This is a genomic window from Halalkalibacter oceani, assembly GCF_023715605.1.
Classification (GTDB): Bacteria; Bacillota; Bacilli; order Bacillales; family Bacillaceae_D; genus Halalkalibacter; species Halalkalibacter oceani.
This window is the reverse complement of the sequence record NZ_JAMBOL010000019.1, coordinates 21,681-41,297: the sequence shown is the minus strand read 5'-3', so window position 1 is coordinate 41,297 and position 19,617 is coordinate 21,681. Positions and strand designations below refer to the sequence as shown.

The following is a 19,617-nucleotide window of genomic DNA, read 5'->3' as shown; positions in this document are numbered from 1 at the left end:
ATTACAGTAAGAAGGAGTAGATGAGCAGGATGGCCATCCATATTTATAATAGTTTAACAAAGAAAAAAGAACCGTTCGTGCCGCTTGAAGAGGGAAAGGTAAAAATGTATGTATGCGGACCAACCGTCTACAATTACATCCACATCGGCAATGCGCGTCCGCCGATCGTTTACGATATGGTGCGCCGTTATTTGGAATACCGCGGCTATGAGGTAACCTTTATCTCTAATTTCACCGATGTTGATGATAAAATTATTCGCGCCGCCCATGAGCTTGGTGAAGATGTTTTTGCGGTCGCCAACCGCTTTATCGAGGCCTATCATCAGGACACCTGTGCGCTTGGCGTCCGGAAAGCGGATCTCCATCCGCGCGTCACGGAGACAATCCCGGAGATCATTACGTTTATCGCGACATTAATTGAAAAAGGCTACGCGTACGAAGCGGGGGGCGACGTATACTTCCGGACGAGAAAGTTTGACGGGTACGGCAAGCTTTCCTCGCAATCGATTGAGGATTTACGCTCGGGAGCGCGAATTGAAGTTGATGAGCGCAAAGAGGATCCGCTTGATTTTGTCCTCTGGAAGGCGGCAAAGGAAGGCGAAATTTCCTGGGAGAGCCCGTGGGGCGACGGACGTCCGGGCTGGCATATTGAATGCTCCGCCATGGTCAAAAAATATTTGGGAGATACGATCGACATTCATGCCGGCGGTCAGGATCTCGCTTTTCCTCATCACGAAAATGAAATTGCTCAATCGGAGGCGTTGACTGGAAAGCCGATGGCTCATTATTGGATGCATAACGGTTTTATTAATATTAACAACGAAAAAATGTCGAAATCGCTCGGAAATTTTGTCTTGGCTAATGAAATAATTCGACAGCATTCTGCAGAGGTTGTCCGCTTTTTCATGCTGACCGCTCATTACCGTAGTCCGATCAACTTCAGTGACGAGCTGCTCGAAGGGGCCAAGAGCGGTCTTGAGCGGTTGAAAACTGCCGTGACCAGCCTGGAGCACCGCCGCGAGGAGTCGGCTGATTTCGGAGAAATAGGCGATTGGCTTGAACGGATTGAGGCATTAAAGGAGCGCTTTATTATGGAGATGGACGATGATTTTAACAGCGCAAACGGAATTACCGTGTTGTTTGATTTAGCAAAAGAAGCCAACCGCTATCTCCGTGAGGATAAAACATCAATCAAGGTACTGACGGCCTTCCTTGATCAGTTCCAGGAGTTTGCCGATGTGCTCGGACTCACCTTGCATACCGATACGGAATTGCTTGATGACGAGATTGAAGCCTTGATCGAGCAACGCAATGAGGCGCGCAAGCAACGGAATTTCGCCTTGGCCGATCAAATCCGCGATCAGCTGAAGGAGCAGGGCATTGTATTGGAAGATACCGCTCAAGGTGTGCGCTGGAAGCGGGGGTAATGATGAAATTAATTGAAACAGCAACCGATTTTAAGCAACTGAACGCCCTGGCTCTCGCCTATATGGGGGATGCGGTTCTTGATATGTATATCCGCTATTATTTAATCGCGAAAGGGACCGTGCGCCCGCAGCGTCTTCACCTGGAGGCGACGCGCTTTGTCTCGGCGAAGGCGCAGGCCGTGGTCGTGCGCCGCCTGCTTGAGCAGGAGGAATTCTCGGAAGAGGAAGAAGCGGTCTTTAAGCGGGGCCGCAATGCAAAGTCAGGCTCGATTCCAAAGAATACCGACCTGAACACGTATCGCTATTCCACCGGGTTTGAGGCGCTGCTCGGCTATTTATATGTATGTGACAGACAGAGCCGGCTTGATGAACTGGTGAAAAAAGCAGTGGCGATCATTGAACAAGAATCAGAAGATGAGAAAGGAGCACCTCGATGACGCAAGAATTTATCATTGGAAAAAACCCCGTGATTGAGGCACTCAAGTCGGGCCATGCGATTAATAAAATTTGGCTGGCGGAAGGTTCGCAGAAGGGGCAGATGACAAAGGTGCTGCAGCTCGCTAAGGAGCGCGGCGTCCTCGTGCAGCATGCGCCAAAGAAAAAGCTGCAGCAGCTTGTGGACAGCGACAATCACCAGGGCGTTGTCGCCTCGGTTGCCGCCTATGAATACGCCGAAATTGATGACTTGTTTGCCGCGGCGGAGAAGAAAGGAGAAGAGCCGTTTTTTCTCTTATTGGATGAAGTCGAGGACCCTCACAATTTAGGGTCGATTCTCCGGACGGCGGATGCAGCCGGGGCTCATGGGGTAATCATCCCGAAGCGGCGGGCTGTGGGGTTGACGCAGGTTGTCGCCAAAGCTTCAACAGGAGCAATTGAATATGTGCCGGTTGCGCGCGTAACGAATTTGGCGCGGACGATGGAGGAGTTAAAGAAGCGGGGGTTATGGTTTGCAGGCACGGATGCCAAGGGAACCGAAGATTATCGCCAGGCGGCTTTCGATATGCCGATTGGACTTGTGATTGGAAGTGAGGGCAAAGGCATCAGCCGGCTGATCAAGGAAAAATGTGATTTTTTGATCAGGATTCCAATGGTCGGTCATGTAACATCTTTAAATGCTTCTGTGGCAGCAAGCCTGCTGATGTATGAAGTGTACCGGAGACGCAACCAAGTGGGTCGATCCTAGCATGAAAGACATTCTGCTCGTGGACGGCTACAACATGATCGGGGCATGGCCGGAGCTGCGCGCTTTGAAGGATAAGGATCTCGGTCTGGCGCGGGACCGCCTTGTGGAAATGCTGGCTGAATATCAGGCTTACACCGGCCACCAGGTGAAAGTCGTGTTTGATGCGCACATGGTGCAAGGGAGCGGGAAAAAGGAATATCATCACCGTATTGATGTGATCTACACAAGGAAAAATGAAACGGCAGATGAACGGATCGAAAAGCTCGTCCATGACTTGAAAAGAATTGATACACGAATTCATGTCGCCACCTCAGACTTCATGGAGCAGTCGTTGACATTTGGAAGCGGGGCTTTGCGGAAGTCGGCGAGAGAGCTGCTGATTGAGATGGAAGTCATTGAAAAAGGGATTGACAAGGAAGTCGAAAAAACGCGAAAAAAGCAGCGTTCGACAAAAATTCCGCTTTCGGATGAAATGGCTGAAATTTTTGAAAGATGGCGTCGAGAGCGCTGATGTGTGGTTGACCTGCTGGAAAACTGTGCTATATAATGTTCGTATAATGGAGACAACAGCAAAGGTCGGAGGGATTGTCGTGAGCATAGACCTTCAAGAAACCGTATTTAAGCCGAGTTATGACAAAGTGAATGACGACGATTTGGTCATGTTTGTAAGAAATGGGGACAGCGCCGCGCTTGAATTTTTAATTAACAAATACAAGAATTTCGTTCGTGCCAAAGCTAGGTCTTATTTTTTAATAGGGGCTGACCATGAAGATATTGTTCAAGAAGGAATGATCGGCCTGTATAAAGCTGTCCGTGATTTTAACGGGGATAAACTGTCTTCTTTTAAAGCATTTGCTGAATTGTGTATTACGCGGCAAATCATTACGGCCATTAAGACGGCGACGCGACAGAAGCATATTCCGTTAAACTCATATGTCTCATTGGACAAGCCATTGTATGATGAAGAGTCGGATCGGACCCTGCTAGATGTCATTTGCGGAACACGCGTCACCAATCCAGAAGAGCTGTTGATCAATCAGGAAGAATTTGAAGATATTGAATTGAAAATGGGTGAACTTCTTAGCGATCTGGAGCGACAAGTACTCACCTTATACCTCGATGGCCGGTCGTATCAGGAGATTTCGGTGGACTTGAATCGCCACGTCAAATCGATTGATAATGCCTTGCAGCGGGTAAAGCGGAAACTCGAGCGTTATGTAGAGCTTAAAGGGGTTTCCTTAACGTAACAAAAGCGGCGTCTAAAGATGATGATAGATGCCGCTTTTTCCTGTTTGCTGATTTTGGGACAATTGACACCCTTCTTCCCCTGTGATAGAGTGAAAGAGTGTGTGTATTTGATGAATCGTTGGAGGTGTATGATGCGGAGTAAGGTGGTACTGGCTTGTGAGATTTGTCATTCACGTAATTATTCAACCGAAAAGAATAAGCAATCCAACCCCGCCCGTATCGAAGTGAAAAAGTTCTGCAAGAGCTGTCAAGAACACACCCTTCATCGTGAAACAAAGTGATCGGGCGGGAATGTCCGGTTCGCAAGCATATAACCGGTAATGGTCTTTCGGAAAATGATCGGACCGTTCAATGAGCTGCTTTCTCATTGAACGGTTTTAAACCTTGGACATGTTGCGTGTGAAGCTGCTTTTTGTCAAAAACTAAAAAACAAATGCTGATTTCGAATAGATAAGAGCTTGTTTGTCTATATTGATTGGTGCTGGAGGTGTCAAGCCGTGGCTGGCGGAGTGAAAGGTATTGGAAAGTTTTTTCGTGATGTCGTTCAGGAAATGAAACGAGTGTCTTGGCCTACGCGCAAGGAACTGACTCGTTATACTTTGGTTGTTATCGGTACGGTAGCGTTTATTTCGGTTTTCTTCGCAATTGTTGATTATGGGATTTCTGAACTTGTTCGTGTCCTGCTCGGATAATGTCTAAGCGTAAGCTTGGTTGAGTAACTTTGAAAAGCCGCTTTGCGGTTTTCTTATAGCACAGAGGAGGGAAGGACAACACCGTCCTAGATAACATGGAAAAAAATTGGTATGTGGTTCACACGTATTCAGGCTATGAAAATAAGGTGAAGACAAACTTGGAAAAGCGTCTGGAATCAATGGAAATGACCGATAAGATCTTCCGTGTCCTCGTCCCGGTGGAAGAAGAGACGGAAGTGAAGAACGGGAAATCAAAAACGGTTTCAAAGAAAGTTTTTCCAGGGTATGTCATTGTCGAAATGGTGATGACGGATGACTCTTGGTATGTGGTTCGGAACACGCCGGGGGTAACTGGATTTGTCGGTTCTGCCGGCGCCGGTTCCAAACCGACACCACTGCTGGAAGAGGAAGTGGAAGCGATTCTGAAGCAGATGGGCGTTGAACAGCCAAAAGCTGATGTTGACTTTGAGCTGAAAGAATCGGTCAAAGTGAAGGAAGGGCCGTTCGCTAATTTTGTCGGCTCAATTGAGGAAATTCAAATGGACAAGCAGAAGCTGAAAGTGCACGTCAACATGTTTGGCCGTGAGACTCCAGTGGAGCTTGATTTTAACCAAGTTGAAAAGATTTAGCGAAATAACTTGATATCTGACAGCGAAGGTGATAAAATCTTCATGTTTGATATGGTTTCATTACATGAGCCATCGGGTGCATGAGTGCATCCGTTTTTTGAGTGGGAGGGCGACGAACGTCCGATAACCACATCACGGACTAAGGAGGTGTGTCACGTGGCTAAAAAGGTAATTAAAATGGTTAAGTTGCAAATTCCTGCTGGGAAAGCAAACCCGGCGCCACCGGTAGGTCCTGCATTAGGTCAAGCAGGTGTGAATATCATGGGTTTCTGTAAGGAATTTAACGCTCGTACTTCAGACCAAGCGGGTCTTATCATCCCGGTAGAAATTACGGTATTTGAAGACCGTTCGTTTACATTCATCACGAAAACTCCGCCGGCTGCTGTTCTTCTTAAGAAGGCTGCTGGAATCGAGTCAGGTTCTGGTGAACCGAACCGCAATAAAGTTGCGACAGTAAAGCGTGATAAGGTGCGCGAGATTGCTGAAACGAAGATGCCTGATCTAAACGCAGCGAATGTTGAATCTGCTATGCGTATGGTGGAAGGTACTGCTCGCAGCATGGGTATCGTGATTGAAGACTAATTGTAAGTTTCTTGGAGGTTGCAACCTGATCTAAGGTCGCAACCTTTCATAAGTGGGAGGTACTACCGCTAAAACCACAATCGAGGAGGAAATAGCATGGCTAAAAAAGGTAAAAAGTATCAAGAAGCTCTTAAGCTTGTTGACCGCGATACGGTTTATCAAGTTGAAGAAGCAATTGAGTTAGTGAAGAAAACAGCTACAGCTAAATTTGACGAAACAGTCGAAGTGGCTGTTCGCCTTGGGGTTGACCCTAAGAAAGCCGATCAACAAATTCGTGGCGCTGTTGTTCTGCCTAACGGAACTGGTAAAACACAACGTGTGCTTGTATTTGCGAAAGGCGATAAAGCGAAGGAAGCTGAAGCGGCTGGCGCTGATTATGTAGGAGAAGAAGATCTTATTAACAAAATCAACCAAGGTTGGTTCGAGTTTGATGTGATCGTTGCGACTCCTGATATGATGGCTCAAGTTGGTAAGCTCGGCCGGGTACTCGGACCGAAAGGCTTAATGCCAAACCCGAAAACAGGAACAGTTACCTTCGACGTAGAGAAGGCTGTCAATGAAATCAAGGCTGGTAAAGTAGAGTACCGTGTTGATAAAGCCGGTAACATCCACGTGCCGATTGGTAAAGTTTCATTTGAATCAGCGAAGCTTGCTGAAAACTTGAAAACGATCATTGAGACGCTTGTGAAGGTGAAGCCTGCTGCAGCAAAAGGAACGTACATGAAAAACGTTGCGATTGCTTCAACAATGGGGCCTGGTATTCGCGTCAATGCATCTGCATTTGCCAAATAAAACAAACGATTGACTTTTTCCTGTACCCTGTATATACTCTTAAGAGTGCCTGATACGGGTACATCAAAATAAAATGTCATACCGTAGACAGTAGGGGCGTACACCGCTTAAACTTCCTACCGAGGTAAGCAATAGATACAGAAGAACAACTCTGTGTTTGTCTGCCCTCATGTCTGCATGAGGGCTTTTTACATGCTTTTCGGACGGTATGGATAAAACTATGGGAGGTGTAAGGATGAGCGTATTAGAACAGAAAAAACAGGTTGTAGCTGATATCGCTGCAAAGCTTAATGCAAGCAAAGCGACGATTGTTGTCGATTACCGCGGACTGAATGTTGCAGAAGTAACTGAGCTTCGTAAGCAGCTTCGTGAGGCTGGAGTCGAGTTCAAGGTATACAAGAACACACTTGCGCGCCGCGCAACAGCTGAGGCAAACCTTTCTGAGCTGGATGCACAGCTTGTTGGTCCAACTGCAATCGCATTTAGCGATGAAGATGTTGTTGCTCCTGCGAAGGTTCTTAACAGCTTTGCAAAAGAACACGAAGCTCTTGAAATCAAAGCTGGTGTCATCGAAGGCCGCATCACAAGCGTGGAAGAAATCAAGGCTCTTGCTGAGCTACCATCACGCGAAGGACTTCTATCTATGCTTCTCAGCGTGCTTCAAGCTCCAATGCGCAACTTTGCATTGGCGACAAAAGCCGTTGCGGATCAGAAGGAAGAGCAAGGCGCTTAATGTATGTTGACCCGCCCGGCACTACGCTGGGTTTCAGATACGTGAGCTAGTAAGATACTTTAAAAAAACGAAATAGGGAGGATTTATCATGAGTAAAGATCAAATCATTGAAGCGATTAAAGAAATGACAGTTTTAGAACTAAATGACCTTGTTAAGGCAATCGAAGAAGAATTCGGAGTAACAGCTGCTGCTCCAGTTGCTGTAGCTGCAGGCGGCGGAGACGCTGGCGGTGCTGAGCAATCTGAATTCGACGTTATTTTAGAATCTGCTGGCGGATCTAAAATCAACGTTATCAAGGCTGTACGTGAAATCACTGGCCTTGGTCTTAAGGAAGCAAAAGCACTTGTTGACGGTGCTCCAGCTCCAATTAAAGAAGGCGTAGCGAAAGAAGAAGCTGAAGAAATGAAAGCTAAGCTTGAAGAAGCAGGCGCTTCTGTTGAACTTAAGTAATTGATAGTGGGAAAAGGGCTCGCAGCAGGCGGGTCCTTTTTTTCACAGAAAAGACGCCTGTGGCGTTTTTCTTATTTAGAAAGGAGTAAGGAAGGATGTCGGAACATTATTACGCAAAAAACCCTTCTGTCGAAAGCGCGGAACGAAAGTGGAGCTTTGAGCTTCGCGGCCATAAGCTGCATTTCGCCTCGGACAGTGGAGTGTTCTCGAAACGAGAAGTTGACTTTGGCAGTAAGCTGTTAATAGAGACATTTTCCTTTCCGGAGCAGGCTGGAGATCTTCTCGATGTCGGCTGCGGGTATGGGCCGATCGGTTTGACGCTTGCCAAAGAAGATGAAAGCCGAATGGTTCATATGATTGATGTGAATGAGAGAGCACTTGCGTTGGCGAAAAAAAACGGTGAGGAAAACCGGATTGCCAACTGCCTCGTTTACGAAAGCGATGGCTTTAGCCGGGTGGAAAAGCGGGACTTTGCTGCGATCGTTACGAATCCGCCAATCCGGGCTGGCAAGAAAATCGTTCATCTTATTTTCGAGCAGGCGCTTCAGCATCTGCAACCGGGCGGTGAATTATGGGTGGTTATTCAAAAAAAGCAGGGGGCTCCATCGGCGCTAGAAAAATTAGAGACTCTCTTTGCCCAAGTAGACGTCGTTGAGAAGAAAAAAGGTTACTTTATTATAAAAGCAAAAAAAAGTTTGACCGAGCCTTGCTTTTGTGGTATTGTTATTTAATGCGTATAACTACCTATTTTTAGAACGCCATTTTGGCAAATGTCAAGTGGGAATTGTTGAATAATGGTGTGGAAAAGTGGTTATACTGAAATAATCGAATGGTCGAATAAGAAAATTGGTTACCGAAAACCCGTTTTCTTTTTGGTGGTTAGATAGAAAGTTACGACATTCTTCTGCTGCCTTGCACGGTTTTAAAGGTTTTGCTCAATCTATAAAGGTGCGTCATCTAGTCTTGTGCCTCGTGACGAGGGGCGGGGGTGATGCATTTTTAGATACTATAACGCGAGATTTGAGGGGTGAATCAGTTGACAGGTCAACTAGTTCAGTATGGACGCCACCGCCAGCGGAGAAGCTATGCAAGAATTAATGAAGTGTTGGAGCTGCCGAATTTAATTGAAATTCAAACAGCCTCCTACCAATGGTTTCTTGATGAGGGCCTGAGAGAAATGTTCCAGGATATTTCTCCAATCCAAGATTTCACGGGGAACTTGGTTTTAGAGTTTATAGACTATAGTCTAGGAGAGCCAAAGTACCCGGTTGATGAATCAAAGGAACGCGATGTGACCTATGCAGCGCCACTTCGGGTTAAGGTTCGTCTCATTAACAAGGAAACTGGGGAAGTAAAAGAGCAAGAGGTCTTCATGGGAGATTTCCCATTGATGACAGAGACAGGAACGTTTGTGATCAATGGAGCCGAGCGTGTAATTGTTTCTCAGCTTGTTCGTTCACCTAGTGTCTATTACAGTGAAAAAACGGATAAAAACGGTAAAAAAGGCTTTACGGCTACGGTCATCCCGAATCGCGGGGCATGGCTGGAGCTTGAGACAGATGCCAAAGATATCGTTTATGTTCGTATAGACCGCACCAGAAAAATCCCTGTGACGGTTCTTTTGCGTGCGTTAGGTTTTGGATCTGATCAAGAGATCATTGATTTACTCGGAGAAGATGAGTACCTTCGTAATTCGCTTGAAAAGGATAATACGGACGGTACGGAAAAAGCGCTTTTGGAAATTTACGAGCGTCTTCGTCCCGGGGAGCCGCCTACCGTTGACAATGCGAAAAGCCTGTTGGAATCACGCTTTTTTGATCCGAAGCGCTATGATTTAGCCAATGTGGGTCGCTATAAGATTAATAAGAAACTTCATATAAAAAACCGTTTGTTTAACCAGCGCTTAGCTGAAACATTAGTAGATCCGGAAACGGGAGAAGTGATTGCCGAAGAGGGAACTCTTCTTGACCGCCGGACATTGGATCGCATTTTGCCTTATCTTGAAAACAATGTCGGCTTCAGACATGTCCGTGCTTCAGGCGGCGTTGTCGAGGATGCCGAAATTGAATTGCAATCGATCCTTATTTATTCGCCGGAGGACCACGACGGGGAAAAAACGATCCGCGTTATTGGAAACGCAATGGTCGAGCGCGATGTAAAGCATATTACACCGGCTGATATCATTGCTTCTATTAACTATTTCTTCAATTTGCTGCACGGTGTTGGTGATACAGATGATATTGATCACCTCGGCAATCGCCGTCTTCGTTCTGTCGGTGAGCTTTTACAAAATCAGTTCCGTATCGGCTTATCGCGGATGGAGCGCGTCGTGCGTGAACGGATGTCAATTCAGGACCCTAATATGATTACGCCGCAAGCGTTGATTAATATTCGTCCAGTGATTGCCTCCATTAAAGAGTTTTTTGGCAGCTCACAGCTCTCGCAATTTATGGACCAGACGAACCCATTAGCTGAATTGACGCATAAACGCCGTCTTTCGGCGCTTGGACCGGGTGGTTTAACGAGAGAGCGTGCCGGATTTGAAGTTCGTGACGTTCATTACTCCCACTACGGGCGGATGTGTCCGATTGAAACGCCGGAAGGTCCGAACATCGGGCTGATTAACTCGCTTTCTTCCTATGCGAAGGTCAATGAATTCGGCTTTATGGAAACACCGTATCGCCGTGTTGACCCTGATACAGGGAAGGTGACTTCACAAATCGATTATTTAACAGCGGATGAAGAGGACAACTATGTTGTCGCTCAGGCGAATGCCCGTCTTGCTGAAGATGGATCGTTTGTCGATGAGAATATTATTGCCCGTTTCCGGGGAGAAAACACGGTCGTGCCACGTGAGCGTCTTGATTACATGGATGTATCACCGAAGCAGGTCGTATCAGCTGCGACATCATGTATTCCTTTCTTGGAAAACGATGACTCGAACCGTGCACTGATGGGGGCGAACATGCAGCGTCAGGCAGTTCCATTGCTTGTGCCGGAAGCGCCGATCGTCGGGACGGGGATGGAGCACGTGTCAGCGAAGGATTCGGGTGCGGCGATTGTCTCAAAGACGAAAGGTATCGTTGAACGTGTAACAGCGAAGGAAATTTGGGTCCGTCGTCTTGAAGAAGTCGATGGCAAGGAAGTCAAGGGTGATCTTGACAAGTACCGCCTGCAAAAGTTCGTCCGCTCAAACCAGGGAACAAGCTACAACCAGCGTCCGATCGTCTCTGAAGGTGACGTAGTCGAGAAGCGTGAAATTCTCGCTGACGGCCCTTCGATGGAAAAAGGCGAAATGGCGCTTGGACGGAATGTCCTTGTCGGCTTCATGACTTGGGATGGATATAACTATGAGGATGCGATTATTTTAAGCGAGCGTCTTGTGAAAGACGATGTGTATACATCGGTTCATATTGAAGAATATGAATCAGAAGCCCGTGATACAAAGCTTGGGCCTGAAGAGATTACGCGTGACATCCCGAACGTTGGGGAAGATGCGCTGAAAAACCTTGATGAACGCGGCATTATCCGCGTCGGGGCCGAAGTGAAGGATGGTGACATCCTCGTCGGTAAAGTAACGCCTAAAGGAGTGACGGAGCTTACGGCTGAAGAGCGGTTGCTCCATGCGATTTTCGGTGAGAAAGCGCGCGAGGTTCGTGATACGTCATTGCGTGCCCCTCACGGCGGGGACGGAATTGTTCTTGATGTTAAGATCTTCAACCGGGAGGATGGCGACGAGCTTCCTCCGGGTGTCAATCAGCTAGTCCGTGTCTATATTGTTCAGAAGCGTAAAATTCATGAAGGCGATAAAATGGCCGGTCGTCACGGAAACAAAGGGGTTATCTCCCGTATTCTTCCGGAAGAGGATATGCCTTATCTCCCAGACGGAACACCGATCGATATCATGTTGAACCCGCTTGGGGTACCTTCGCGGATGAACATCGGTCAGGTGCTTGAGCTTCACCTCGGAATGGCGGCGCGTAAGCTGGGCATTCACGTTGCTTCTCCAGTTTTTGACGGAGCGACTGAGGATGATGTGTGGGATACGCTTGAAGAAGCCGGTCTTGCCCGTGACGGGAAAACGGTGCTTTACGACGGACGGACAGGTGAGCCGTTTGATAATCGTGTATCGGTCGGGATCATGTATATGATCAAGCTTGCCCACATGGTCGATGATAAGCTCCATGCCCGTTCGACGGGACCTTACTCTCTTGTTACGCAGCAGCCGCTGGGCGGAAAGGCTCAGTTTGGCGGACAGCGTTTTGGAGAAATGGAAGTATGGGCGCTCGAAGCATACGGCGCGGCTTATACGTTGCAGGAAATTCTTACCGTTAAATCCGATGATGTCGTCGGACGTGTGAAAACATACGAAGCGATCGTCAAAGGGGAAAATGTGCCTGAGCCTGGAGTGCCGGAATCGTTTAAGGTTCTGATTAAGGAGCTTCAATCGCTTGGCATGGACGTGAAGATGCTATCGAGCAATGAAGAAGAAATTGAAATGAGGGAGCTTGATGACGAAGAGGATCAGACGAGCGAAAAGCTGAATCTTAACTTCGAATCAAAAGTATAGCTCGAAATGAAGCGGTTGGGAGCTGGTGTAAGCTGGTTCCCTCCAGCTTTCTGTCCTCTTGGATCGTTACAGACATTACTTGGTTGAATAAGTCATGGAAAACAAAAGGGAGGTAAGCCCCTTGTTAGATGTAAATAACTTTGAATATATGAAAATCGGCCTCGCTTCACCGAACAAAATTCGTTCTTGGTCAAGAGGGGAAGTTAAAAAGCCTGAAACCATTAACTACCGTACATTAAAGCCGGAAAAGGATGGTCTTTTCTGCGAGCGTATTTTTGGACCGCAAAAGGACTGGGAGTGCCATTGCGGTAAATACAAGCGCGTCCGCTATAAAGGGGTCGTCTGTGACCGCTGTGGCGTTGAAGTGACACGTGCCAAGGTTCGTCGTGAACGTATGGGTCATATCGAGCTTGCCGCACCTGTCTCGCATATTTGGTACTTCAAAGGCATCCCTAGCCGGATGGGTCTAGTGCTTGATATGTCGCCTCGTTCGTTAGAAGAAATTATTTACTTTGCTTCTTACGTCGTCACAGATCCCGGCGATACGCCATTAGAGAAGAAACAGCTGCTTTCCGAGAAGGAATTCCGGACGTATCGTGATAAGTACGGTCGCTCTTTCACAGCCCAAATGGGGGCGGAGGCGATTCGCAAGCTGCTCGCTGATATCGATCTTGAAAAGGAAGTCGGCCTGCTGAAGGAAGAGCTTATTACCGCTCAAGGACAGCGTCGGACACGGGCGATCAAGCGTCTTGAAGTGTTGGAAGCTTTCCGGAACTCCGGCAATGAACCATCCTGGATGGTCTTAGATGTTCTTCCTGTCATTCCACCTGAGCTTCGCCCGATGGTTCAGCTTGACGGGGGACGTTTTGCTACATCTGACTTAAATGATTTATACCGTCGTGTGATTAACCGGAACAACCGTCTGAAGCGTCTGCTTGATTTAGGAGCGCCTAACATTATCGTTCAAAATGAGAAGCGTATGCTTCAGGAGGCTGTCGATGCGTTGATTGATAACGGTCGCCGCGGCCGTCCTGTAACGGGGCCGGGGAACCGTCCGTTAAAATCACTTTCCCATATGCTGAAAGGGAAGCAAGGTCGCTTCCGTCAAAACCTGCTAGGGAAGCGTGTTGACTATTCAGGTCGTTCCGTTATCGTTGTAGGGCCGAACTTGAAGATGTATCAGTGCGGCCTGCCGAAAGAAATGGCGTTAGAGCTGTTCAAGCCATTTGTGATGAAGGAGCTTGTCAGCAAAGGGCTTGCGCATAACATCAAGAGCGCAAAACGCAAGGTCGAACGGATTCAGCCGGAAGTGTGGGATGTGCTTGAGGAAGTCATCCGCGAGCATCCGGTGCTGTTAAACCGTGCCCCTACGCTGCACAGACTCGGTATTCAGGCGTTTGAACCAATCCTTGTCGAAGGGCGCGCGATCAAGCTGCATCCACTCGTATGTACAGCATACAATGCGGACTTTGACGGTGACCAAATGGCCGTCCACGTTCCGCTTTCAGCTGAAGCGCAAGCCGAAGCACGGATTTTAATGCTTGCCGCGCAGAACATTTTGAATCCGAAGGACGGAAAGCCGGTTGTTACCCCGTCTCAGGATATGGTTCTTGGTAACTACTACTTAACGCTTGAGCGTAAAGGCGCGCTTGGTGAAGGATCGATCTTTAAAGATACAAATGAAGCATTGATTGCATATCAGAACGGATATGTGCATTTGCACAGCCGTGTTGCGATTCCGGTAGCCTCCCTTGGAAAGACAACGTTCCGTGAGGATCAGACAGATAAGCTGCTGCTTACAACTGTCGGGAAGCTAATTTTTAATGAGATCTTGCCGGAGTCATTCCCTTATATGAATGAGCCGACAATGTCGAACCTGGAAATTGCAACGCCGGATAAATATCTTATTTCAAGCTCAGCTAATGTGAAGGAGCACTTTGCAAATAGTGAGCTCGTTCCGCCATTTAAGAAGGGCTTCCTCGGTAATATTATTGCGGAAGTATTTAAGAAATTCGCGATTGCAGAAACATCAAAAATGCTTGACCGAATGAAGGACCTTGGCTTTAAATACTCGACGAAAGCGGGTATTACCGTTGGGGTAGCCGACATTGTCGTTCTTGCCGAGAAAAAGGAAATTTTAGAAGAGGCAGAACAGAAGGTCGAAAAGATTCTCAAGCAATTCAGACGTGGTTTGATCACGGAAGAAGAGCGTTATGATCGCGTCATTTCTGTCTGGAGTGAAGCGAAGGATGTCATTCAGAATAAGCTGATGGGTACGCTTGATACAAGCAACCCGATCTTTATGATGAGTGATTCCGGAGCTCGTGGTAACGCCTCGAACTTCACTCAGCTTGCCGGAATGCGCGGCTTGATGGCCAACCCGTCAGGCCGGATTATCGAGCTTCCGATCAAATCAAGCTTCCGTGAAGGGCTAACTGTATTGGAGTACTTTATTTCGACGCATGGTGCGCGGAAAGGTCTTGCTGATACAGCCCTGAAGACAGCCGATTCAGGTTATCTGACTCGCCGTCTTGTCGATGTGGCCCAGGATGTCATCGTTCGTGAAGATGACTGTGGCACAGACCGCGGATTAGAAGTGAAAGCGATCAAGGAAGGTAATGAAGTGATTGAAGGCTTGTACGACCGTCTTGTCGGGCGTGTTGCCTTTAAGACGCTCAAGCATCCGGAAACAGGAGAAGTCTTAATTCGAAAGAATGAGCTGATCGTTGAGGATATCGCGAAGCAGATTGTGGATGCGGGTATTGAAGAAGTGATGATTCGTTCCGTCTTTACATGCGACACGCGTCACGGCGTTTGTAAGAAGTGCTACGGTCGTAACCTGGCGACAGGAAGCGACGTCGAAGTTGGGGAAGCAGTTGGTATTATCGCTGCCCAATCGATCGGGGAGCCGGGTACACAGCTTACAATGCGTACGTTCCATACCGGTGGGGTAGCCGGGGATGATATTACCCAAGGTTTACCGCGTATTCAGGAGATTTTTGAAGCGCGTAATCCGAAAGGGCAGGCAGTCATCTCGGAAATTGACGGTGAAGTTATCGACTTTAAAGATGGCGATAAGCGCGAAGTCACGATTAAAAGTGAAATGGAGACGAAGAACTATACGATTCCATATGGGGCGCGGCTCAAAGTTGCTGTCGGTGACATCATCGAGTCCGGGCAGCCGCTTACAGAAGGTTCAATTGATCCGAAAGAATTGTTGAAGGTTAAAGGAATGAACGATGTTCAGGAGTACTTGCTGCGTGAAGTGCAGAAAGTATACCGGATGCAAGGGGTAGAAATTGGCGATAAGCACGTTGAAGTTATGGTTAGACAGATGCTTCGTAAAGTTCGTGTTGTCGATGCCGGTGAAACAACCGTGCTTCCAGGTTCCCTTATCGAAATTCAACAGTTTAATGATGAAAACAAGAAAGTGCTGTTAGAGAAGAAGCGTCCGGCGACAGGCAAGCCGGTTTTACTCGGGATCACAAAAGCATCACTCGAAACCGATTCATTCCTATCAGCCGCTTCCTTCCAGGAGACGACGCGCGTGTTGACAGATGCCGCGATCAAAGGGAAGCGCGATGAGCTTCTCGGCCTGAAGGAAAATGTCATCATCGGTAAGCTTGTCCCGGCAGGAACGGGAATGGCGCGCTATCGTGATTTGAACATTTATTCGAAGTATGATGAACAGGCGGCGGAAGAGGTAGAAGCTCCGCTTGCTGATGAGGTTCTCACTCACGAATAAATTTATTTCAAGAGATGTTGACAGTGGCATATGAGGATGATAAGATATCAAAGTGTGCCTAAGATACTACCTGTTGCTTTGGAGGATGATTTATGTCTTATGAAAAAGTTTTACAGGCTGATGACCTAATTATAGGTACGAAACAAACGCTTAAGGCGCTTGATGAGGGTATTGTTTCTGAGGTCATAATCGCGATTGATGCGGAGTACCGAGTAATTTACAAAGTTGAAGCATTAGCGAAAACCAAGAATATACCACTTGTATATGTTGACTCGATGAAGAAGCTTGGAAAAGCTTGCGGCATTGAAGTCAGCGCAGCTGCTGTCGCTTTAAAAAAGTGATCGATTTTTGCCATTCGGCGCAAGCCGTCTGGCAAAAATTTTCCTTTTGCCTAGCGATGAACCACCAGGATCGGTGGTCTTAATAATTGAGAGAGAGGAGGAAAATAACATGCCTACAATTAATCAGTTAATTCGTAAAGGACGCGTCGCTAAAGTGAAGAAGTCTGACTCTCCAGCACTTAACAAAGGCTTTAACAGCTTCAAGAAGGTGCAGACAGATCTTTCATCTCCACAAAAGCGCGGTGTTTGTACGCGTGTTGGTACGATGACACCGAAGAAGCCGAACTCAGCTCTTCGTAAATATGCGCGTGTTCGTTTAACGAACCAAATTGAGGTAACAGCTTACATTCCGGGTATCGGACACAACTTGCAAGAGCACAGTGTCGTTCTTATCCGTGGTGGACGTGTAAAAGATTTACCGGGGGTACGTTACCATATCGTTCGTGGCGCTCTTGATACTGCGGGTGTTCAAAACCGCATGCAAGGCCGTTCTAAATACGGTACGAAGCGTCCAAAGGAAAAAAAGTAATCTAAAAAAATTCGGTTTAAATGTTGAAAGGAGGGGAAACAATGCCTCGTAAAGGACCAGTCGCCCGTCGCGATGTATTACCAGATCCTATTTATAATTCTAAGCTTGTCACTCGTTTAATTAACCGTATTATGGTTGATGGAAAGCGTGGTATCGCGCAAACGATTCTATATAATGCGTTTGAACTAGTGAAAGAGCGCAGTGGAAACGATCCAATGGAAGTGTTTGATCAAGCGCTTAAGAACATTATGCCTGTTCTTGAAGTTAAAGCTCGTCGTGTCGGTGGTGCAAACTACCAAGTGCCGATCGAAGTAAAGCCTGAGCGTCGTACGACATTAGGACTTCGCTGGTTAGTAAACTACTCTCGCCTTCGTGGAGAAAAAACGATGGAAGAGCGTTTAGCTAACGAAATTCTTGATGCTGCGAACAACACAGGTGCAGCTGTTAAGAAGCGTGAAGATACGCATAAGATGGCGGAAGCGAACAAAGCGTTTGCTCACTATCGTTGGTAAGATTCTATTAAATAAAATGTTCGAAAGAGGAAGGAGAAATACCCTATGGCAAGAGAGTTCTCCTTAAAAGATACACGTAATATCGGCATCATGGCTCACATTGATGCCGGTAAAACAACAACGACTGAACGTGTACTTTTTTATACTGGACGTATCCATAAGATTGGTGAAACGCATGAAGGTGCTTCCCAAATGGACTGGATGGAGCAGGAGCAAGAACGTGGGATCACGATCACATCTGCTGCGACAACAGCTGCTTGGAAAGGTCATCGGATCAACATCATCGATACGCCTGGACACGTAGACTTTACAGTTGAAGTAGAACGTTCTTTACGTGTATTGGATGGAGCTGTCGCAGTACTTGATGCTCAATCTGGGGTTGAGCCGCAAACTGAAACAGTTTGGCGTCAAGCCACAACATATGGTGTACCGCGTATTGTTTTCATTAACAAAATGGACAAAACAGGTGCAGACTTTCTTTACTCAGTAGGAACGCTTCGTGACCGTCTTCAAGCAAACGCCCATCCGATTCAATTGCCGATTGGCGCTGAAGATCAGTTCGATGGAATTATTGATCTTGTTGACATGGTTGCATACTTCTATGAAGATGACCTTGGTACACGTACTGATGCAAGAGAAATTCCTGATGAGTACAAGGACAAAGCTCAAGAGCTTCACGAATCATTAGTTGAAGCTGTTGCTGAGCTTGATGAAGAATTAATGATGAAATACTTAGAAGGTGAAGAGCTTACTAAGGATGAAATCAAAGCCGCTATTCGTAAAGGTACGGTTAACGTTGAATTTTATCCGGTGCTTTGTGGATCGGCATTTAAGAACAAAGGTGTTCAGCTAATGCTGGATGCGGTTCTTGATTACCTTCCATCACCTGTAGATGTTCCTGCGATTAAAGGAGTTGTGCCTGATTCTGACGAAGAAGTAACTCGTGAATCCAGCGACGAAGCGCCTTTCTCTGCGCTTGCGTTTAAGGTTATGACTGACCCTTACGTTGGTAAGCTGACATTCTTCCGCGTCTACTCAGGTACTCTTAATTCCGGTTCTTATGTAAAGAACTCGACGAAAGACAAGCGTGAGCGCGTCGGTCGTATTCTGCAAATGCATGCGAACTCTCGTGAGGAAATCTCAACAGTATACGCCGGGGATATTGCGGCTGCTGTTGGTTTGAAAGATACAACAACTGGTGATACGCTATGTGATGAAAAGAATCTTGTTATTCTTGAATCCATGCAATTCCCTGAGCCTGTTATCTCCTTGTCTGTTGAGCCTAAGTCAAAGGCTGACCAAGATAAGATGGGTATGGCATTAGCGAAGCTAGCTGAAGAGGATCCAACGTTCCGTACGGAAACAAACGAAGAAACAGGTCAAACGATTATTTCTGGTATGGGTGAGCTTCACCTTGATATTATCGTTGACCGGATGAAGCGTGAGTTTAAAGTTGAAGCGAATGTAGGTGCTCCTCAAGTATCTTACCGTGAAACAATTCGCCAATCTGCACAGGTTGAAGGTAAGTTTGTCCGTCAATCTGGTGGACGCGGCCAATTCGGTCACGTTTGGATTGAATTCAGCCCGAATGAAGAAGGCGCTGGCTTCGAATTCGAAAATGCAGTCGTCGGTGGATCGGTTCCTCGTGAATACATTAGTTCTGTTGAGCAGGGTGTAGAGGAAGCATTGCAAAACGGAATGCTTGCCGGTTATCCGGTAATTGATGTAAAAGCGAAGCTTTATGATGGTTCTTACCATGATGTCGACTCAAGTGAGATGGCGTTTAAGATCGCTGCATCAATGGCTGTGAAAAACGCAAAATCAAAATGTAATCCAGTTCTTCTTGAGCCGCTTATGAAGGTTGAAGTTGTTGTACCTGAAGAGTACATGGGTGATGTAATGGGTGACGTTACAGCTCGCCGTGGACGTGTTGACGGTATGGAAGCTCGCGGAAACGCTCAAATCGTTAAAGCGTTTGTTCCATTAGCTGAAATGTTCGGTTATGCAACTTCATTACGTTCTCGTACACAAGGCCGCGGAACATACACAATGTTCTTCGATCACTACGAGGAAGTGCCTAAGAGTGTTGCCGAAGAAATTATTAAGAAACAAACAGGAGAATAATTTTTCTTTCTAATTGTTTCGTGTAATATTTTGTTGTAAGCTAAGAAAGGTGATATTTA

19 protein-coding genes and 1 other annotated feature are annotated in these 19,617 nt (G+C 46.9%); all 19 genes read left to right on the top strand.

The window, feature by feature from the left end; genetic code table 11:
* Positions 1-29 precede the first annotated feature (29 nt).
* Positions 30-1,427 carry a cysteine--tRNA ligase gene (gene cysS / locus M3202_RS16700; RefSeq protein WP_251224412.1) on the top strand — a complete coding sequence of 466 codons (1,398 nt, stop codon included), beginning with the start codon at positions 30-32 and terminating at the stop codon, positions 1,425-1,427.
* Positions 1,428-1,429: 2 nt separating this feature from the next.
* The gene (locus M3202_RS16695) at positions 1,430-1,864 is read left to right on the top strand and encodes a Mini-ribonuclease 3 (protein WP_251224424.1); all 435 of its coding nucleotides are present in this window, start codon (positions 1,430-1,432) and stop codon (positions 1,862-1,864) included.
* Positions 1,861-2,610: a 23S rRNA (guanosine(2251)-2'-O)-methyltransferase RlmB gene (gene rlmB, locus M3202_RS16690; RefSeq protein ID WP_251224411.1), complete on the top strand. Its 750-nt coding sequence runs from the start codon at positions 1,861-1,863 to the stop codon at positions 2,608-2,610. The genes M3202_RS16695 and rlmB overlap by 4 nt, the downstream gene beginning before the upstream one ends.
* A gap of 1 nt (position 2,611) precedes the next feature.
* Positions 2,612-3,121, top strand: coding sequence for an NYN domain-containing protein (locus tag M3202_RS16685; protein ID WP_251224410.1), 510 nt, complete (start codon positions 2,612-2,614; stop codon positions 3,119-3,121).
* A gap of 79 nt (positions 3,122-3,200) precedes the next feature.
* Positions 3,201-3,857 carry an RNA polymerase sporulation sigma factor SigH gene (gene sigH, locus M3202_RS16680; RefSeq protein WP_251195100.1) on the top strand — a complete coding sequence of 219 codons (657 nt, stop codon included), beginning with the start codon at positions 3,201-3,203 and terminating at the stop codon, positions 3,855-3,857.
* An 18-nt stretch (positions 3,858-3,875) separates the two neighbouring features.
* Complete coding sequence (rpmG, locus tag M3202_RS22725; protein WP_390188860.1) at positions 3,876-4,139, top strand: 50S ribosomal protein L33; 264 nt, start codon at positions 3,876-3,878, stop codon at positions 4,137-4,139.
* 216 nt (positions 4,140-4,355) lie between these two features.
* Entirely contained in the window at positions 4,356-4,550 is a 195-nt protein-coding gene (gene secE, locus M3202_RS16670; protein ID WP_251224408.1) for a preprotein translocase subunit SecE, read from the top strand.
* A 95-nt stretch (positions 4,551-4,645) separates the two neighbouring features.
* Positions 4,646-5,179 (top strand): transcription termination/antitermination protein NusG, encoded by a 534-nt coding sequence (nusG, locus tag M3202_RS16665; protein ID WP_251224407.1) that lies wholly within the window; start codon positions 4,646-4,648, stop codon positions 5,177-5,179.
* A gap of 156 nt (positions 5,180-5,335) precedes the next feature.
* Positions 5,336-5,761 carry a 50S ribosomal protein L11 gene (gene rplK, locus M3202_RS16660; RefSeq protein ID WP_026673483.1) on the top strand — a complete coding sequence of 142 codons (426 nt, stop codon included), beginning with the start codon at positions 5,336-5,338 and terminating at the stop codon, positions 5,759-5,761.
* Positions 5,762-5,857: 96 nt separating this feature from the next.
* Positions 5,858-6,553, top strand: a complete 696-nt coding sequence (rplA, locus tag M3202_RS16655) for a 50S ribosomal protein L1 (RefSeq protein ID WP_251195096.1) — start codon at positions 5,858-5,860, stop codon at positions 6,551-6,553.
* A gap of 63 nt (positions 6,554-6,616) precedes the next feature.
* Positions 6,617-6,753, top strand: a sequence feature (ribosomal protein L10 leader region).
* A gap of 35 nt (positions 6,754-6,788) precedes the next feature.
* Positions 6,789-7,286, top strand: a complete 498-nt coding sequence (gene rplJ, locus M3202_RS16650; RefSeq protein WP_251195095.1) for a 50S ribosomal protein L10 — start codon at positions 6,789-6,791, stop codon at positions 7,284-7,286.
* Between the two features lie 88 nt (positions 7,287-7,374).
* Positions 7,375-7,737 (top strand): 50S ribosomal protein L7/L12, encoded by a 363-nt coding sequence (rplL, locus tag M3202_RS16645; protein WP_251195094.1) that lies wholly within the window; start codon positions 7,375-7,377, stop codon positions 7,735-7,737.
* Positions 7,738-7,832: 95 nt separating this feature from the next.
* A complete protein-coding gene (locus M3202_RS16640; RefSeq protein ID WP_251224406.1) occupies positions 7,833-8,468 on the top strand; it encodes a class I SAM-dependent methyltransferase in 636 nt (211 codons plus the stop codon).
* 305 nt (positions 8,469-8,773) lie between these two features.
* The gene (gene rpoB / locus M3202_RS16635) at positions 8,774-12,307 is read left to right on the top strand and encodes a DNA-directed RNA polymerase subunit beta (protein ID WP_251195092.1); all 3,534 of its coding nucleotides are present in this window, start codon (positions 8,774-8,776) and stop codon (positions 12,305-12,307) included.
* 121 nt (positions 12,308-12,428) lie between these two features.
* Positions 12,429-16,052 (top strand): DNA-directed RNA polymerase subunit beta', encoded by a 3,624-nt coding sequence (gene rpoC, locus M3202_RS16630; protein WP_251224405.1) that lies wholly within the window; start codon positions 12,429-12,431, stop codon positions 16,050-16,052.
* Positions 16,053-16,144: 92 nt separating this feature from the next.
* Positions 16,145-16,393: a 50S ribosomal protein L7ae-like protein gene (locus tag M3202_RS16625; protein ID WP_251195090.1), complete on the top strand. Its 249-nt coding sequence runs from the start codon at positions 16,145-16,147 to the stop codon at positions 16,391-16,393.
* Positions 16,394-16,502: 109 nt separating this feature from the next.
* Positions 16,503-16,922, top strand: a complete 420-nt coding sequence (rpsL, locus tag M3202_RS16620; RefSeq protein ID WP_251195089.1) for a 30S ribosomal protein S12 — start codon at positions 16,503-16,505, stop codon at positions 16,920-16,922.
* 41 nt (positions 16,923-16,963) lie between these two features.
* Positions 16,964-17,434 (top strand): 30S ribosomal protein S7, encoded by a 471-nt coding sequence (gene rpsG / locus M3202_RS16615; protein ID WP_251224404.1) that lies wholly within the window; start codon positions 16,964-16,966, stop codon positions 17,432-17,434.
* A 45-nt stretch (positions 17,435-17,479) separates the two neighbouring features.
* The gene (gene fusA / locus M3202_RS16610) at positions 17,480-19,558 is read left to right on the top strand and encodes an elongation factor G (protein WP_251224403.1); all 2,079 of its coding nucleotides are present in this window, start codon (positions 17,480-17,482) and stop codon (positions 19,556-19,558) included.
* Positions 19,559-19,617: the final 59 nt, after the last annotated feature.

Excerpts from the sequence above, each read along its gene's own strand:
- cysS (WP_251224412.1), top strand. The coding sequence starts at position 30 with ATGGCCATCCATATTTATAATAGTTTAACAAAGAAAAAAGAACCGTTC.
- rlmB (WP_251224411.1), top strand. The coding sequence starts at position 1,861 with ATGACGCAAGAATTTATCATTGGAAAAAACCCCGTGATTGAGGCACTC.
- rplJ (WP_251195095.1), top strand. The coding sequence starts at position 6,789 with ATGAGCGTATTAGAACAGAAAAAACAGGTTGTAGCTGATATCGCTGCA.
- rpmG (WP_390188860.1), top strand. The coding sequence starts at position 3,876 with ATGATGATAGATGCCGCTTTTTCCTGTTTGCTGATTTTGGGACAATTG.
- rplA (WP_251195096.1), top strand. The coding sequence starts at position 5,858 with ATGGCTAAAAAAGGTAAAAAGTATCAAGAAGCTCTTAAGCTTGTTGAC.
- rpsG (WP_251224404.1), top strand. The coding sequence starts at position 16,964 with ATGCCTCGTAAAGGACCAGTCGCCCGTCGCGATGTATTACCAGATCCT.
- M3202_RS16625 (WP_251195090.1), top strand. The coding sequence starts at position 16,145 with ATGTCTTATGAAAAAGTTTTACAGGCTGATGACCTAATTATAGGTACG.
- rplL (WP_251195094.1), top strand. The coding sequence starts at position 7,375 with ATGAGTAAAGATCAAATCATTGAAGCGATTAAAGAAATGACAGTTTTA.
- M3202_RS16640 (WP_251224406.1), top strand. The coding sequence starts at position 7,833 with ATGTCGGAACATTATTACGCAAAAAACCCTTCTGTCGAAAGCGCGGAA.
- nusG (WP_251224407.1), top strand. The coding sequence starts at position 4,646 with ATGGAAAAAAATTGGTATGTGGTTCACACGTATTCAGGCTATGAAAAT.
- M3202_RS16695 (WP_251224424.1), top strand. The coding sequence starts at position 1,430 with ATGAAATTAATTGAAACAGCAACCGATTTTAAGCAACTGAACGCCCTG.
- fusA (WP_251224403.1), top strand. The coding sequence starts at position 17,480 with ATGGCAAGAGAGTTCTCCTTAAAAGATACACGTAATATCGGCATCATG.
- M3202_RS16685 (WP_251224410.1), top strand. The coding sequence starts at position 2,612 with ATGAAAGACATTCTGCTCGTGGACGGCTACAACATGATCGGGGCATGG.
- rpsL (WP_251195089.1), top strand. The coding sequence starts at position 16,503 with ATGCCTACAATTAATCAGTTAATTCGTAAAGGACGCGTCGCTAAAGTG.